Raw genomic sequence first — 16,302 nt, forward strand, 5'->3', positions numbered from 1 at the left:
TTCTTTGGTTAACTATGGACGATAAGTGTATCGAAATTGATAACTTTCCAGAGGAAAAAAAGTTTAAGATAAAATTAGAAGCTGCACTGATATTGGATGCACAGCGTATAAAAGCATTGTATAATGAAAGGAAAAAATTCGATGATTATATAGATGAAAGGCTTAACATAATAAAGAACATGCTTGGTATTGAAGGGGATTTTGCTGTTAAGGATGGCGATAAGGAGATAATCGTGGTATCTAAAGGCGAAATAAAGATAAATCTTTAGAGAAGCCCATTTTTTTTATTATGCTGAGTTCAGTTCTAACAGAATAAAAATATATGCTAGCATGTGATACGTGTACATGAAGGAATATTCAATATTTAGGGAGATCATAAACGACATGGATACCCTTAAGCGGCATATCTCAGTCATCAACGTTTTATTGAGGGAGCAGCCTATTGGGATAATAAAACTTTCCCAAGAAACAGGCATTCCTGAACACAAGATAAGGTATTCCCTAAGGATACTAGAACAGGAAAACATAATATCTCCATCTAGGGAAGGGGCAATACTTACTCCAGACTTTATAGAGCATAAGGAACAAATAATAGCTGATGCTGAAAAAGTCCTTGAAGAAGCAACCAAAATTGCTGAAGATGTAAGAAAGATGCTTGAGAAGAAATGATTAATAACGACAATTACATTTTTAAGCGTTATGCTGTGGAAAAAAGCACAGGAAGAAACGCACGATTATATAATAAGAAAAGCCGATCCATCCGATGCTGCCGGAATCATTTCCTGCATGCAGAGCGTGATGGATGAACGTATATATCTTGTAGGCGAATATTATCTTTTGTCAGAGCGCGCCGAGCAGGAGAGAATTAAGAGCCTTGATGACCTTACGCTTGTTTGCGTGATAGATAGGAAGGTAGTTGGAGTTCTTACCGTTCAAAGGGGGATATATAGGAAGAATCGGCACACTGGTATGCTAGGTATTGCTATAATGGCCGGCCACAGGCATAAAGGCCTTGGAACAAGGATGATAAAAGAGGCTATATTGTGGTGCGAGGATCAAGGTATAAAAAAATTAAACCTAGAGGTTTTCTCAACTAATGTAAATGCCATAAAAACTTATGAAAAAGTTGGATTCGAGGTCGAAGGGAAGAGAAGAAAGCAGTTTTTAATCGATGGGCAATATGTTGATGACGTACTAATGACTTATTATGTTGATAAAAGCCTAAAGGAATGATTAATCTTCTCTTATAACCATGTACCTATCTATTAAATAAACGGCTTGTTTAATTACGCCTTCTGGAACATCTATATCCTTCATTTTTGCGTCTTCCACCATTGCTGATATCTGTATTGCAACCCTCTTCATGTCTTCAAGAGCAGAATAAAGTGAGAATTTTATGGCGGCATATCTTGATTCCAGTTCAGCCTTTTGCCTCAACAGATCTTGGTATTTTTGGCAGGTGTCAAAAAGGACACTAAAATGATATCTAAGATCTTCATCGCTATCTATCAGTTCTATGTCCGATTCATCAATGCTTATGCATTTTTTTGCTTCCCCAAGTTCAGTCACCAAGCACACCCTTAAACCAATTAATTATGTTTTGCGCGTTATTCCTGTCGTTATTCACTTCGCTAAGCCTTTTCGATATTGATTCGACATCCGAATTTAATCTTTCAATCTCATCATTTATCTGAAAAATCATAGCTTTATAATATGCTGTTTCAGATAGAATGCGTGATTTAAGACGATCCTTATCCATAATATGACAATCTAAACATACTATTTACCTTTAACTAAGCGCTTGAAATTTAATATAGCCGGATTGTAGCACTTTCCGATTGAAAATATTAAATTCCATGACAAGTTACATAATGGTATGAAAACGATGATCTGGAATATAGATTACTTCTGTAACCTGAGGTGCAAAAGCTGCAACGCCTGGCAGGGCAAAATATTCTTTCCGGAAGATCTCATAGACAAACATATAGAAGAAATGAAAAAAAACGGAATCAAAATAGTATCGGTAACTGGAGGGGAACCCACTCTTAATAAGTCCGTGGTCGAGATAGTGAAGAAATTAAAAGAACATCACTTCTTCACCCACATAGCTACAAACGGTACAAATCCTTATGTTATGAGAAAGCTATATCCATATCTCGATGCAGTTACGATATCGCTTGACAGCGATGTACCCGAAGAGCACAACGCCTATAGAGGATTAAAGATCTTCGATACAGTTGTATCTACAATAAAAGAGGCAAAAAACAGTGTTAAGATCGTTACTGCTAACATGCTGGTAACGAATTTCAATTATTTCAAAGTAGGCAGGATAGCAGATTTTGCCAATAAAGAGCTTGGAGTACCACTTTCCATGTGCTTCCCGGAGCAAGACGCATACTATTTCCAGGATTTTCATGTAACAAACGACATGATAAAACAGGCATTCCAATATGCTTATGAAAACTACAGCAGGCACGTATTTGGAAATATGAGGTCGTATTACAAGGATGCAGTTGATTACCTTGAAGGAAGATCGAGTTTACAGTGCAAAGCAGGTCAAGAGATATTCTATACGGATTATCGTGGAAAGGTACATCCATGTTTCGAGCATGTGGAGGTAGTTTTAAACAAAAAACCGGAATGGGATAGGTATGATAACCACTGCTCTCAATGCTTCACTGAATGCTTTTTAGAGCCATCCATAGACAGGACATTCGAGGCAGCCTCACTCATAGGTAAGATATGGTGGTTCAATCACGTTAAGAAGAGGGATATTAGATACGTAGATACGAAAAGAGTCAAGAGTATTCCATCTTGAACAAACAAAAATAATTGAACTTATATCTATTACAAATAATGATCTTTTCTCAGGAAGAACTTTTTAAACCATACAATTTCGTAATAAATAAGGATAGCTTCCGTGAATATTATTAGGAGCAAGCCATAGATAAGAATCAAGTTGGTTCCTATTGACTGGTAAACTACGTCCTCGTATATAGATACATTTGGGATAAACGTCAGCGAAAAACCAACTATTAGAACGTCAAAGAAAATGCATCCAATTAAATAAAAACCACGAAGAAAGTCACCAAAGATATATTCAAGTTTTTGCCTAGTTGTTAATTGCTTCCCTTCGGTTACCTCTTCTTCCTCCTCCTTTTCAATTACCTGGATTTGGCGCATTCTCTATTTCCTCCTTCACTGGAGATTCGTACAGAAGGCAGGAAACGAAGTGGTCCTTCTTGGCTTCCACGAGTTTCGGCACATCCGGCTCTATCATTTTTATTGCAAGCGACTTGCCATCGCTTTCCCAAGTTATATTTTCTATAGCTTTGTACATTATGCCTCTCTTTCCTAAAGATTCTTTATCTACTATAGACTGCACAACTGAAAGTACCTTCTGCTGATCCTGTACCTGACTAGAAAACCTGACGTGCAATATATTATTGCCTTCGTCTACAACTATCTTTGATATCTCAGGCAAGGCTTCTGCTTCTGGATTCCTGAAAACATCAAAGGCGTCACGTATTGGCTCGGACAGATCGCGTGGAGACCATCCACAGTTTCTCATTGCCTCAGGGCATCTGTTATGGAAATAGCAGCCCTTGGGCGGGTTAACCGGACTGGGTATCTCTCCTTCAAGTATAATATGCTGCTTCTTAGTGTCTGGATCTGGCACAGGTATGGCTGAAAGCAATGCCTTTGTGTAAGGATGAAGCATCTCTGTGAATAACGTATGCGTTTCTGCAATCTCGACTATTTTTCCAAGGTACATAACGATAACACGATCTGACATGCTTCGTATCACGTTTAGATGGTGCGATATAAAAAGGTATGTCAGGTTATGCCTCTGCTGGATGTCTTTCAGCATGTTTAATATCTGTGCCTGTACAGAAACATCGAGCGCTGAAGTGGGCTCATCCAAAAGGAGCAGATCCGGCTCTATTGATATTGCTCTGGCAATACCTATTCTCTGCCTCTGCCCACCGCTGAATTCATGTGGGAATCTATAAAGGTGATCTTCGCTAAGGCCTATTTCATTTATGATCTCTTTTTCCTTTTCAAGGATCTCTTCCTTCGACATGTTTGTCAATAATTTCATTGGCTCCGCTATTATGTCCTTTATGAGCTTCCTTGGGTCAAGGGATGAAAAAGGATCCTGGAAAACAGGCTGCATATACCTCCTGTATTCTTTTATCTGCTTAGGCTTCATCTTAGTCAGAGAATATTTCTTCCTGAAGGGTATTAGTTCATCTTCCACTTCCTTTATTCTACGTTTATCTTCTTCTGATTTCTCCTTTTTATGCGTCAATGAATAATACTCTTCTTCAAGTTCTATTGCCTTTTTCATAATGTCCTGATCTAGGTGAAAGTAAACGTTACCATCTGTCGCCTTAGTTAGTTGAAGGATTGTTCGACCAAGAGTTGTCTTACCACAGCCGGTTTCTCCGACAATCCCTATTGTTTCTCCCTTCTTTGCGGTGAACGTAACATCATCAACAGCTTTAACGTAACCAAGATTTCTTCCAAGACCGTTAGGGATATCGAAATACTTCTTCAAATGTGAAACATAAAGTATGATTTCATCTTCCATTACTCTGCCTCCTTTTCTACACCATTCTTATCTTCAAATAGAAAACAGGCAACCTTGTGACCGTTGCCTATGTCTATTAGCTTAGGTTTCTCTTTATCGCATATATCCATCCTAAAAGGACATCTCGGATTAAACCTGCACCCTGACGGCGGATTAATAAGATTCGGAACAGAACCCTTTATAGATTCCAACTTCTCGAACTTATCGACTTTAACATCTGGCCTTGGAATCGCCTTGAGCAGGCCAACAGTATATGGGTGCTTTGGATTCTTAAATATTTCTTTAACGGGTGCTTCTTCCACTATATTGCCTGCATACATTACCGCTACTCTGTGACACATCTCAGCTATAACTGCGAGATCGTGCGTTATAAAAAGAATCGATGTTTTAGTTACTCTGTTTAGATCCTTCATTATATCGAGTATCTGAGCCTGCGTTGTTACATCTAGCGCAGTTGTAGGTTCGTCTGCGATCAAAATCTTGGGATTTGATGAAAGGGCCATTGCTATCATTGACCTTTGAAGCATGCCTCCACTGAGCTCGTGTGGATAAGAATCAATGACTCTTTCCGGACCAGCTATGTTGACAAGCTTTAGTAATTCTAAGGCTCTCCTTCTAGCCTCTTTCTTGAAAGGTTCATCGATTCTTTTCCCTATAAATTTCTTTATTATCCGATAACTAGTAAATTTGGATCTTATGTAGGATTGTGTATGCTTTATTTGGCCTCGAAGTTCTGATATTTTATTCTCATCTTTCCTACTCTCAGCCGCAAGGAGCTGAAGGTTTAGATCGAAAAGTAGCTCATTGTATCTTTCGTAATCACGCTCTAATCCTATGTACTTAAGGTTAATATGGGTTTTTTGTTCCTCTACAATACTTTTTAGCTCCTGAAGGGCATTTTGATCATTTCTCTCGATTATCTCAATTATGCCTTCCTCAGCTTCAGCCACACCGTAATCCTGGGCCCATGAATGTACGTATCTTCTCAGCTCTAGATGTGACTTAAGAGCTGAAGCAGTTTCATAAAATTTCTTAAGATCATCGTCACTCATAGTTTCGCGTCTTATTATACTGTTGGCTATTTCTATCTTGCTGTGAAGCAGTATAGCTTCTGTTATCTGATCCCCTATTTTCATAACTGGGTTCATTGAAAGGGATGGTTCTTGGAATATCATCGATATTTTGTTTCCCCTGATCTTAGACATTATAAAATTGTGTCTCTTCATGTATCTTTTATTTCTTTTAACCTTTACCTTAGTTTCTGACTTAACTATTATTTTTGCCTGTTTATCGAGATCCGCAAGAATATTAAAGTTATCTATGTAAATTTCACCTGAAATTATCCTGCCTGGTGGATCTGGTATGAGGTCCATAATGGAAGTAGCCGTTACGCTTTTTCCGCAGCCACTCTCACCTACAAGTCCCAGTATCTCACCTGGCTTGATTTGGAAAGATACCCCATCGAGAGCTTTTACTATGCCTTTGTATGTAAAGAACTGCGTAACTAGATTATTCACCTTCACGATTGGCTGAATTTCTTCTTCTTTAGATCTCTGTTCTTCTATCATCTTTATCTCCTCTGCCTTGGGTCAAGTACGTCTCTAAGACCGTCTCCGAGGAGACTGACTGATACCGTAAATATCATCAGGAAAATAGCCGGTATCAATACAGCCCACCACTTACCAAATATAAGATATGATTCACCCCAAACCATCATCCTACCAAGTTCAGGTAGGAATGGATCAACTGGCACGACGCCAAGAAATTCGAGAGCTGCAAAAAGTTGCACAACTGTCCCTATATCCAAAGAGAACTGAACGAAGAGCGGAGACAGGACCCCCGGTATTACGTGATAGAAAATGTTTCTAACTGAAGAAGATCCGGCAGCATTAGCAGCTTCTATGAAATTCATATTCTTTATGGAAAGAGTGAGGCTTCTTCCTAGCCTTGCATAAATAGGCCACCATACTATTATGAACGCCAATGCAATATTAGTAAAGGTCAAGCCGATTATAAAAGCAATCGCTAAAGCTAGTATTAATGCCGGTATACTGAAAAATATATCAGTTATCCTCATCATAGCTTCATCAATAAGACCGCCATAGTAGGCCGATACCGTACCAAGTATTAAGCCTATCAGCGCACCTGTCAGCACTATTTCCACGGACAAGGTAAGATCAACTTTCAATGCGGCAAGCATGTCAGGTAGTATAGGTATACCATATTCCGTTGTACCTAGCCAGTAATACCATCCATGGGAAAGCGTTGGAGGGAGAACGAGTGTTGCACTTGGATAATAGCTCTTCCCATGTAAAAAGTTAAGTGCTGAACTTAGATTGGAAACACCAAGCCACCTCGGATCTATATAATCGATTACAGCTATAGCAAAATATACTAAAGTTATTAGCAAACCTACAAAGGCTATTTTGTTAGAAACGATAAGTCTAAGAGTGAAGAGAAAATCTTCAAGCCTAGCTGATCTCTTTTTTTGTTCCTTTCTTCTAGCTTTAAATACTTCTACTTCTGCCATTTGAGCACCTCAATACCTAATCCTTGGATCCAAGAAGGCATACACAACATCGACAATCAGGTTTGCAAACACAAGCACTAAGCCAAATACCAAAGTAACACCCATGACGCCATATATTGAATAACTAGTTATTGCGTTAATGCCAAGTAGGCCCATTCCAGGATAATCGAAAACGTCTTCGATTAAAACTACACCACCCAGCAAACTTGCAAATAGGAGGCCCAAAACAGTAACGGTAGGAATGAGTGCGTTCTTCCTTATGTGCCTTCTTATTATAACTTTCTCAGGTACACCCTTTGCCCTGGCGGTCTTCACATATTCCTGCCTCATATTATCCATCATGCCTGCCCTGAGAAACCTCACTATGCCTGCAAGTATACCCAAGGTCAAAGTAAGGACCGGTAGAACAATATGAAGAAGACCGCTGTATGCAATAGCATAATTGTGGTGAATTAAAGCATCGAATATTATCAAGTGCGTAGGGTGGCTTACAAGAGCACTTGTACCAGGCGTAGTTAACCACGAAGGAACAGGAAACGGAACTAAAGCGTAATTAAATGTTCCAGAAATCGGGAAAACACCAAGAGGGTTTCCTGTTATAGCACCCCTTCCGAACACAATTTGGAATAAAAGAGCGAGTACGAAGGCAGGCATAGCGTATACAGCAAGTGAGAATATTCTACCTGCGTGATCGGCAAGGGAATTGGGCTTTGAACCGATGTAAGTGCCCAGGGGTATAGATATCAATACTGACAATATTACAGCAAATATAGTCAACTGCAATGTATTCGGGAAGAATTCCTCTATACCTGTAAGCACTGGGCCTGTATAAAAGTTACTTACCATAAACCCCCAATTGCCATGTATAAGTGCAGCTAAATAGAAAAAGTACTGTATAGGAACAGGATAGTCTAAGCCAAGTATAGCCTTCGCATGAGCAATCTGAACAGATCTAGGAAGCGTACTATGCGGATTTACATACTGAGATAACAATAGAGAAGTGGGCAAGGCTCTAACAAGGATAAATGTCAACAAAGTCAACCCTATTAGCGTCGGAATTAAAAGGAGCAGTCTACGGATTATAAAGAATCGTAACTCCATATAGTTAGATCAAAATTTACTATAAAAGAATTTTGCAAATTCAGACCAATAGAATTCATTTATCCATTCGACAATCAATATTTTTAAAAAATATTTAAAATATAATATATTTTACGCAATTATCGATTTATATGTCTAAGTGTAGTAAAGGTAATTGTATAGTAAGTCTCCGCCACCGATCGTCCCTATAATGTTCTGTTCCCAGGTTTTCATAACACTCATTGGTACCTTATAAGACATTATCTGGAAATCTACTGCCTGATAGAGGTAAACATAGAATGTCATGTTTATGAGTTCCTCGTTCATCTTGTGGAACCAATAGAGGGCTAGTGTAATATTGGACGTCGAAGTTCCATTATTGTAGTAGCCAATCATCTTCTGCAGATACATAGCTTCCGTTACGTTTCGAGCCGGATTGCTTGTGTTGTATCCGATCCACCACGGAGTCATGTCATTCGGGCCTGGATATGTTGTTGAGTTTTCTGGCAATGCCATTGGACCCAAATAATCCGTTGGATACGGGTAATCCGGAGCCCATCCTAATTCATATATAGGCATGGGATTTTGACCCTGGACCTGGTATCCAATGATACTCGGGAATGCAAGTGGTATAACCGTAAAAGTAAAACCTGTAATGAATGTTGACAGATAATCACCCCACTGAGTTGCTCCAGCTAGATCGTCCGGATCACCACTGAATATTATTATTGGTATATTGAGCGGTTTCCCCTGGTATACATAATCACCCTTATTCGTACCTGATGTTGCGACAGTTATATCTAATGACGAATTTCCGGTAGAATTAACAAGTTTATTCCAGTCTCTTACTCCCTCTTCCCAGTACATCTTGGCTAGGTTTAGGTTGAAGTATGGAACCTGTCCGTTAGTTGTCGCATTCAGTTCATTTATGCTCTGATATCCCAGCATACCTACATCAAGCATACCAGCATATGGTACTGCAAAGGTAACGTTATATATTGCATTTCCTTCGTCCTTGTTCAAATACTCGCTCTCGTTGTAGGCGTAGGCAAAAGCCTTTCTTATCTGCAGAACTGAGAATAAGGCTGAAGGCATATTGGCACTTTTGTCTAGAGTAGACAGCATCGTAGTATTAACGTTTGCATTAAAGTTGTACCAGAATATGCTAAGGGACGGCTTCGACAAATAGTAATCTATGTGTGAAGCATTAAGACCCTCTACCAAAGACCAGTCGCTCGTCGGTATTCCCCCAGTCTGAGCGTAGCCCGATTTCAGCTGCAGATACCTTGTCGAGGTTTCCCCTATGTATTCAAGGACGACTTTATCTATATGCGCCCTCGGGAACCATGGACCAGGAGGATTAAAATCGGGATTCTTAATTAATACTACGGCAGATGATGGGATTATGTAGTCTATTTCATACGGACCGTCAGCCATAACGTTGTTAACCAGATATTGGTTGTAGTCTGAAGCTGATCCTTGTGCTTTATACTCGTTGAAGCCAGTAGCGTTCCATGGGAGCGAATAGGGCGTTAAACCTGACTTCCAGGCCAAAGCTGGCTGGGATGCTGTAGCATGGGCTACTATCCAGTTAGCGTCCATTACATAGTCTCCGCTGGCAGAAAGTAGCTCAAATACGAAATTAGGTGTGAGAGGTTTCTGGAAGTGGAATGTTATACTATTCGTGGCGTTATCCACTGTCATGTTTTGGGTTATGTTCCAGAATGTATTAGAGGTATAATAATTGCCAGGCAGAAGTACTTGGGCGATTATCCAGCCTGGTGTCTCAGGAGAACCTGCATCAAACAAGAGTGTTCGTATGTACGAATAATATACATCCCATGCTGTTACAGGCTGCCCGTTCTGCCATGTAGCGTTAGACCTTATGTGGAAAGTGTAGTTTTCATATGGCTTTATGTGAACTGTGTAGCTAATTCCCCATGGAGTATGTACAGTGTAATTCTTGTAATTCGTATTTATGCCACCGTTAGTTGTTGATGGGAGCTGAGAGGCAAGTTGAGGTACGAATGAAGTAGAAGAAGATCCATTGTACGTGACTAGGAACTGATAAACATTTTCAAGTATTTCGTCAGAAACCGTATCGTATGCTATAGCTCCATCCAGGGTCTTATATGCTCCAGTCTCATCCTCAGCGTTGACGAAAGTCGTTACTACGGTTGGCGCGACATACAGAGAAGCTGAACTCGCAACAACAAAATCCTGATAGAAGTAAGTGTGGAATATGCCTGCAGTTACATTGATAGCTCCAGTCGTAGAGTTGAGTATCTCTCCAGTGTATGTAACCACACCGATTTCATAGAAACCTGACCCAAGGTTGGTCAAATTAACATAGGCTTCGGATGGTGGCAACTTGAATGATCCACTGGTATTATTGTAATAGTACGGCAACGTTATTTGGTCTACTAGAGATCCGTTTTTATAGATGTAAGCAACCTGAGATATTATTGTAAAATCGGGATTTGATGGCAGTGTATAATAACCCACTAAATACGACAGACTAGTTCCAATTGGGAATATCTGCGTTTGATTTATAAGCGCATTTTTCGAGCTGCTTATAAGAGATACCGTTGCTAGTGATTCATTTTGCGGGAGAACAGGCGCTGCGGCAACTACAGACACGAGAGAATCCAAACTTGTATAAGTCGAACCACCGAAATTAACTACATAATAGACGTAGTAGTTCCCTGGATATTTGTATATATGGGATACCGTTACCGTATCCGAACCTGTATAGTAAACGGTAGATGTTGTTTGATCACCCCAGTATATGGTCATATTGTCAAATTTTCCATTTGTGGTTATCGTCATTGTATACGGCTGTCCTATTGAGGCTGTTGATTGAGCAGATGTCACTTTCGCACTTGTTCCCGTTGTCACCGGATGGTAGAAGCCCAACACGCTGACTACAACAATAATAACTACAAGCACAGCTATTATTGCGTACCATTTCGTGTTGGACGCTTTTGGTGCAACAGGAGGGATATTAGGTTGAGTATTATCCATATTCTTATCCTCCAATTTATGCAAGTGCTTATGTAAATCTAAATATTTAAATTTTGTTGAACCCTATATTTTAGAGTAGATGCTAAATAGTTTCTAGATCAATGCTGTCAGATATCTCATTCACCTTTTACATTGCTCCGTGATTTATAAAAAGTGTTACCAGGGGTTGGCCCAGCAGAAGAAAATAAAAAAGTATCATCTGGAGGTTTACTAACATTAAAAATTTATAACATACCAATTTATCTAAAATTTAAAGTCTAAACGTGCCAAAGCCCACGTGCAAAGATTTCAGTACTTGAGCTTAATTATATAAATAAGGGACCAGATTGAGAATAAAAATTGAACACAAGAAGCAAAGAGATAAAATCCAATTCAGATATCTTTGGCTCTTGTTGTTATCAATAGTACTTATATTAGCAGGAATCAGCGTAACAGCGTTTTCATATACGCAGCATCCTACCTATTACATAAACTCCTCATCGAAGACAGTAATTGTAGGGAATGGCAGTGCAGAATTCTATGGATATTCTGGACTTCCATCTAATCTTACTATAAAGACAGTAAACGGCAATGCGACAGTAGAAGTATACCTAGTATCCGTATACAAAAACGCACTAGGCATAACACAGATAAGTTATACTCTTGAAGGCCACGAAATTATCGGCTTTAATGAGACCACAATAATACGATTGCCCGTACAGTACTTTAGTCCAGAGTATAAAGTGAACGTAACATCAAGCAACAGTACGAATGTAACATTAGTATTCTCAACTCAAATTCCGCAAAAAGCTGCATCAAATATTTATATAGAAGCAATAGGCATATCAATGCTTATATTCGGGATAGTAACGCTTGTAGTTTACATAACAAAAAATAAAACGCCTTGAGGATTATGCAAATTCCTCAAGATCATCTTCAGTTAGTTGGTGTATTTTCTGGTCTATCAAAGGTCCATCTTTAAGGACTTCATCCAGATCTTCATAGGTCGGCCTTTCAACTTCGTAAAAGACTCCGATCGGTATTTTGTCTCCCCATTCAAGACCGAGTTTGTATGCCTGATCGAAGTTGGTAACGTCGTTACCTTCCAGATGGTATACCCTCGGCCTGAAATATTCATAGCTGTTCTCCTTATTCCAAGTAACACATGGGCTCAACACATCGATGAATGAGAAACCCTTGTGCTTTATTGCTTTAACAGTTAATTCCTTGAGGTGCTTTATGTCGCCAGAAAAGCCGCGTGCTACAAATGTTGCACCCGCATTTAGTGCAAATGTTATTGGGTTAAAAGGAGTTTCTATGTTACCATCAGGTGTTGTTTTTGTCCTTAGGCCGATCGGTGCAGTAGGAGATGCCTGGCCAGTTGTTAATCCGAATACCTGGTTATCCGATACCATATACGTAATATCTACATTTCTCTTGGCGGTATGGAAGAAATGCTGAGTACCTTCGAAGAATCCGTCGCCGTCTCCACCGTATGCAATTACCGTCAATTTTGAATTTGCCCATTTGACTCCGGAGGCAAATGGAAGGAGTCGGCCATGCAATCCGTGATATCCGTACGTGTTCAGGAATTCCGGCATATTTGAAGAACATCCTATACCGCTAGCTACCACTACATCCTTTGGATCTATCTTCAATTCTGCCAGTGCCATAGTAATCGCTGAGAGCTGAGCAAAATTTCCGCATCCTGGGCACCAGTCAGGTGGTACCCTTTTGTTTTTATAATCATTCATATTCATATACATCACTCCTTTATAACTTCCTTTTTCTTTCCAATCCGTATCTCAATTTCATTAGCCAGAGCACCTGGATAGAAAGCTTCACCATCATACTTTGTTATCAGTTCAGGCTTGATTAGGAATTGTGCTGCAATATACTTTGAAAGTTGCCCTGAGTAGTTATTCTCTACAGCAAATATCTTCTTTCTGTTCTTAAGTAGGGAACCAATGTCAGGGTTCAGTGGGAATACATTTTTGACCTCTATTGCCCCGATTTTTATCCCTTTCGATCTAAGGATATCTATGGCCTCTTCGACAGCTCCTTTTGTGCTTCCCCACTGTATTATAACGTACTCAGCATCTGATATTTTGTACGTTGGTGTAGGTGGCATTTCTTCAATATAGGTATCAAGCTTTCTCATCCTCTTCTGCATCATCTTTATCCTATCTATTGGATTCGTAATTGCATCGCTAACAACGTCACCATATTCATTGTGCTCGTCTGAATCTTCATTATGCATTAACCCAGCTTGCCCAGGAATAGCCCTTGGAGAAATGCCTGTATCAGTTATAAGATACCTTTTATAATCTTCTTCGTTATCCTTTGCCCTTTCTCCATTGTCAATCTTAAAGTTAAGATCTAATCCGTCTAAAGTATCGTAATGCTCTGCAAGGTAAAGATCTGACATAACAAATACCGGTGTTTGGTACTTTTCAGCTAAGTTCATAGCTTCCCTGGTTATATAGAACGCTTCTTCTATATCCCCGGGAGCGAAAACGATCCTCGGGAAGTCTCCTTGAGAAGCTCCAAGGACTTGATTCAGGTCACCTTGCTCGGTTTTAGTGGGTAAGCCTGTTGATGGGCCAGGCCTCTGCGCCTCGTATATCACTATGGGGACTTCTGTCATACCGGCCAATCCAACTGCTTCAGTCATAAGTGCAAATCCTCCGCCGGATGACCCAGTCATGGCCCTTACTCCTGCATAGTTCGCACCTATGGTGGTATTTATAGCAGATATTTCATCTTCCGGTATTTTGACAAAAACACCATATTTCTTTGCATGCTGTGCAAGGAAGTGTAGAGCTGATGAAGCTGGAGTCATTGGATAGGCCACATACATCTTAAGGCCGCCAGCAACAGCACCTAAGGCAACGGACATACCTCCAGAAAGCATATACTTCTTCTTACCATACTTAAATTTCTTGCCAAGCGGCTTATAATTTGCCAGATAATAATCGTAACCCTCTTTGGCTGCCTTTACATTGGCTTCAGCTATGTCGCCTTTCTTCCCAAACTGATCCCTTATAACACCAGCGAGGATATCAAAGTCTATGCCTATAGCAGCTATCGCCGCTCCAAGGCCGACTGTGTTTTTTAACAACGGATTCTTGCTGTACTTTGATGCAATATCTGATAGGGGAATTGGGCAGTAATTAGTTTCCCTCTTAGTATAGTTCTTTATTGAGCTATCAAATATAGCAACACCGTCTTTTCCAAGGGGAGATGCCCCTCCTTCGTTTATCTCTGGATTTGTGTGCCTTTCAACGCCGTCAAGATTAAGAGCTATCAATACATCTAACCCGTCTCCTTGATTTTTTACTTTCTCGTCCGAAGCCCTTACTTGGTACCAGGATTCACCGCCTCTTATTATATCCTGATAATAGTTGTACGATGTAGCGTATAACCCGCTTCTTGCAAAAGTTCTAATAAGTATCTCTCCTGCGGATTGCACACCGTCACCAGCTGCACCCGCAACTCTTATAATAACTTCATTTTGTTTCATGATGCTCGTGTTTTGTTATTACTGTATGATATTAATATGTTTTTTCCCAAAAGTTAACGTATCGATATTTAGATATTTGAACACGTCATTAAATATTAGATTGTATACTTATCTAAGCATTAAATTATTTTATCTCGATGCAAAATAAAATAATCAAAAATTTATAGACGTATTCTATATTCTATTATGAGAACTGAAAGGGATGTAATTGGAGAAATACAGCTTGAAGATACTGTATTTTACGGTATAAATACTGCTAGGGCCAAGGAAAATTTCAGGATAACCGGCCTGACCTCCGATTCTGACCACATCGTTTCTATTGCACAGATAAAAAAAGCAGCAGCCATGGCTAATGCGGAAGCTGGTGCACTGGACAAGGAAAAAGCTGAATTTATAGAGAAAGCGTGTGATGAGATCATAAGTGGAAGATACCACGACCAATTTGTTATAGATGTTTACCAGGCCGGTGCTGGAACATCTTTCAACATGAACGCAAATGAGGTAATTGCAAACGTTGCACTTACATTAATGGGCAAGAACAAAGGAGATTACTCAGTAATACACCCCAACGACCACGTCAACATGAGCCAATCAACAAATGACGTTTATCCTACAATGATGCGGCTAACGGTGACGAAAAAAGTGAAGAAACTTAAGGAGGCCATTTCCGACTTAATAGAAAGCCTGGAAAAGAAATCCAAGGAACTTAGGGGTATACCAAAACCAGGCAGGACGCACCTTCAGGATGCAGCACCTGTAACGGTTGGATTGGAATTTTCTGCCTACGCATATGCAATAAAAAAGGATAGAGATGAAATTACTGATGCCCTTGATTATATAATGGAATTAAACATAGGGGGGACGGCAGTCGGCACGGGCATAAATACATCAAAAAATTATCAGGAGAACGTTGTAAAGCATATAGCTGAGATAACGAGGGAAAATTTCAGGAAGAGCAGCAATCTGATGGGAATTATGCAGTTTATGACTGATTTTTCGAGAGTGATGAATGCTGTTACGAACCTAGCACTAGATATTGAAAAGATAGCTAATGACATAAGGCTTCTCTACTCAGGTCCTGGGACAGGTATACATGAAATAATAATACCCGCGGTGCAGCAAGGTTCGTCCATAATGCCTGGAAAAATAAATCCGTCCATAGCAGAGGCAATGAACATGATATGCCATTCGGTTATAGGTGCGCAACAGGCAGTAAACATGAGCGTACAGGCCGGGCAACTGGAACTAAATGTAATGATGCCTAATATAGATTACGAGCTAACGAGATCAATCGACATAATGAGAAACGGCCTAATAATGTTCAAAGAAAAACTCATCGACGGGATCAAGGCCAACGTAAACACATGCAGAGAACATCTCGCAAATAGCTTTGGATCCGCTGCACTCTTGAATCCATACCTTGGCTATGATAATGTTGCAAAGATAGTCAGAGAAGCCGTCGAAACTGGTAAATCAATAAAATCATTAGTGTTAGCAACTGGTAAAATCACAGAAGAGCAGTATATGAAAATTATGGAAAGTGGAGTCCCAAAGGATTGAGGACTCCATCAA

16 protein-coding genes are annotated in these 16,302 nt (G+C 39.8%); 6 read left to right on the plus strand and 10 right to left on the minus strand.

Annotated elements, in window-relative coordinates; all coding sequences use genetic code 11:
• Nucleotides 1-14: 14 nt before the first annotated feature.
• From TVG_RS07065 to TVG_RS07075, 3 genes are all read left to right on the plus strand, one after another.
• The gene (locus TVG_RS07065) at nucleotides 15-269 is read left to right on the plus strand and encodes a hypothetical protein (RefSeq protein WP_048054029.1); all 255 of its coding nucleotides are present in this window, start codon (nucleotides 15-17) and stop codon (nucleotides 267-269) included.
• 76 nt (nucleotides 270-345) lie between these two features.
• The gene (locus TVG_RS07070; protein ID WP_010917581.1) at nucleotides 346-669 is read left to right on the plus strand and encodes a transcriptional regulator; all 324 of its coding nucleotides are present in this window, start codon (nucleotides 346-348) and stop codon (nucleotides 667-669) included.
• A gap of 30 nt (nucleotides 670-699) precedes the next feature.
• Nucleotides 700-1,233 carry a GNAT family N-acetyltransferase gene (locus TVG_RS07075; protein WP_010917582.1) on the plus strand — a complete coding sequence of 178 codons (534 nt, stop codon included), beginning with the start codon at nucleotides 700-702 and terminating at the stop codon, nucleotides 1,231-1,233.
• On the opposite strand, the gene TVG_RS07080 is transcribed toward TVG_RS07075, so the two are convergent.
• Nucleotides 1,234-1,569 carry a hypothetical protein gene (locus TVG_RS07080; RefSeq protein ID WP_010917583.1) on the minus strand — a complete coding sequence of 112 codons (336 nt, stop codon included), beginning with the start codon at nucleotides 1,567-1,569 and terminating at the stop codon, nucleotides 1,234-1,236. It abuts the gene before it with no gap.
• Nucleotides 1,562-1,759 (minus strand): hypothetical protein, encoded by a 198-nt coding sequence (locus TVG_RS07085; protein ID WP_048054030.1) that lies wholly within the window; start codon nucleotides 1,757-1,759, stop codon nucleotides 1,562-1,564. The genes TVG_RS07080 and TVG_RS07085 overlap by 8 nt, the downstream gene beginning before the upstream one ends.
• A 117-nt stretch (nucleotides 1,760-1,876) precedes the next feature.
• On the opposite strand from TVG_RS07085, the gene TVG_RS07090 reads away from it, so the two are divergent.
• Nucleotides 1,877-2,818, plus strand: coding sequence for a radical SAM protein (locus TVG_RS07090; RefSeq protein WP_010917584.1), 942 nt, complete (start codon nucleotides 1,877-1,879; stop codon nucleotides 2,816-2,818).
• 29 nt (nucleotides 2,819-2,847) lie between these two features.
• Here TVG_RS07090 and TVG_RS07095 read toward each other — a convergent pair whose 3' ends face one another.
• From TVG_RS07095 to TVG_RS07125, 6 genes are all read right to left on the minus strand, one after another.
• Entirely contained in the window at nucleotides 2,848-3,183 is a 336-nt protein-coding gene (locus TVG_RS07095; RefSeq protein WP_010917585.1) for a hypothetical protein, read from the minus strand.
• Entirely contained in the window at nucleotides 3,161-4,594 is a 1,434-nt protein-coding gene (locus TVG_RS07100) for an ABC transporter ATP-binding protein (protein WP_010917586.1), read from the minus strand. The genes TVG_RS07095 and TVG_RS07100 overlap by 23 nt, the downstream gene beginning before the upstream one ends.
• Entirely contained in the window at nucleotides 4,594-6,162 is a 1,569-nt protein-coding gene (locus TVG_RS08195) for an ABC transporter ATP-binding protein (protein ID WP_010917587.1), read from the minus strand. Before TVG_RS08195 ends, TVG_RS07100 begins: the two co-directional genes overlap by 1 nt.
• A gap of 2 nt (nucleotides 6,163-6,164) precedes the next feature.
• Nucleotides 6,165-7,124, minus strand: a complete 960-nt coding sequence (locus TVG_RS07115; protein WP_010917588.1) for an ABC transporter permease — start codon at nucleotides 7,122-7,124, stop codon at nucleotides 6,165-6,167.
• 9 nt (nucleotides 7,125-7,133) lie between these two features.
• Complete coding sequence (locus tag TVG_RS07120; protein ID WP_010917589.1) at nucleotides 7,134-8,225, minus strand: ABC transporter permease; 1,092 nt, start codon at nucleotides 8,223-8,225, stop codon at nucleotides 7,134-7,136.
• Between the two features lie 135 nt (nucleotides 8,226-8,360).
• Complete coding sequence (locus TVG_RS07125) at nucleotides 8,361-11,243, minus strand: ABC transporter substrate-binding protein (protein ID WP_010917590.1); 2,883 nt, start codon at nucleotides 11,241-11,243, stop codon at nucleotides 8,361-8,363.
• A 377-nt stretch (nucleotides 11,244-11,620) separates the two neighbouring features.
• On the opposite strand from TVG_RS07125, the gene TVG_RS07130 reads away from it, so the two are divergent.
• Nucleotides 11,621-12,115, plus strand: a complete 495-nt coding sequence (locus tag TVG_RS07130) for a hypothetical protein (RefSeq protein ID WP_010917591.1) — start codon at nucleotides 11,621-11,623, stop codon at nucleotides 12,113-12,115.
• Between the two features lie 3 nt (nucleotides 12,116-12,118).
• Here the strand turns inward: TVG_RS07130 and TVG_RS07135 are convergent, their stop codons facing one another.
• Together TVG_RS07135 and TVG_RS07140 are read right to left on the minus strand one after the other, a co-directional pair.
• Nucleotides 12,119-12,961, minus strand: a complete 843-nt coding sequence (locus tag TVG_RS07135) for a thiamine pyrophosphate-dependent enzyme (protein WP_241760280.1) — start codon at nucleotides 12,959-12,961, stop codon at nucleotides 12,119-12,121.
• Nucleotides 12,962-12,972: 11 nt separating this feature from the next.
• The gene (locus TVG_RS07140; protein WP_010917593.1) at nucleotides 12,973-14,730 is read right to left on the minus strand and encodes a 2-oxoacid:acceptor oxidoreductase subunit alpha; all 1,758 of its coding nucleotides are present in this window, start codon (nucleotides 14,728-14,730) and stop codon (nucleotides 12,973-12,975) included.
• 186 nt (nucleotides 14,731-14,916) lie between these two features.
• Between TVG_RS07140 and TVG_RS07145 the strand changes: the two genes are divergently transcribed.
• Nucleotides 14,917-16,290, plus strand: a complete 1,374-nt coding sequence (locus TVG_RS07145) for an aspartate ammonia-lyase (protein WP_010917594.1) — start codon at nucleotides 14,917-14,919, stop codon at nucleotides 16,288-16,290.
• Nucleotides 16,291-16,302 lie beyond the last annotated feature (12 nt).

The organism is Thermoplasma volcanium GSS1 (assembly GCF_000011185.1).
In the GTDB taxonomy this organism is placed as follows: Archaea; Thermoplasmatota; Thermoplasmata; order Thermoplasmatales; family Thermoplasmataceae; genus Thermoplasma; species Thermoplasma volcanium.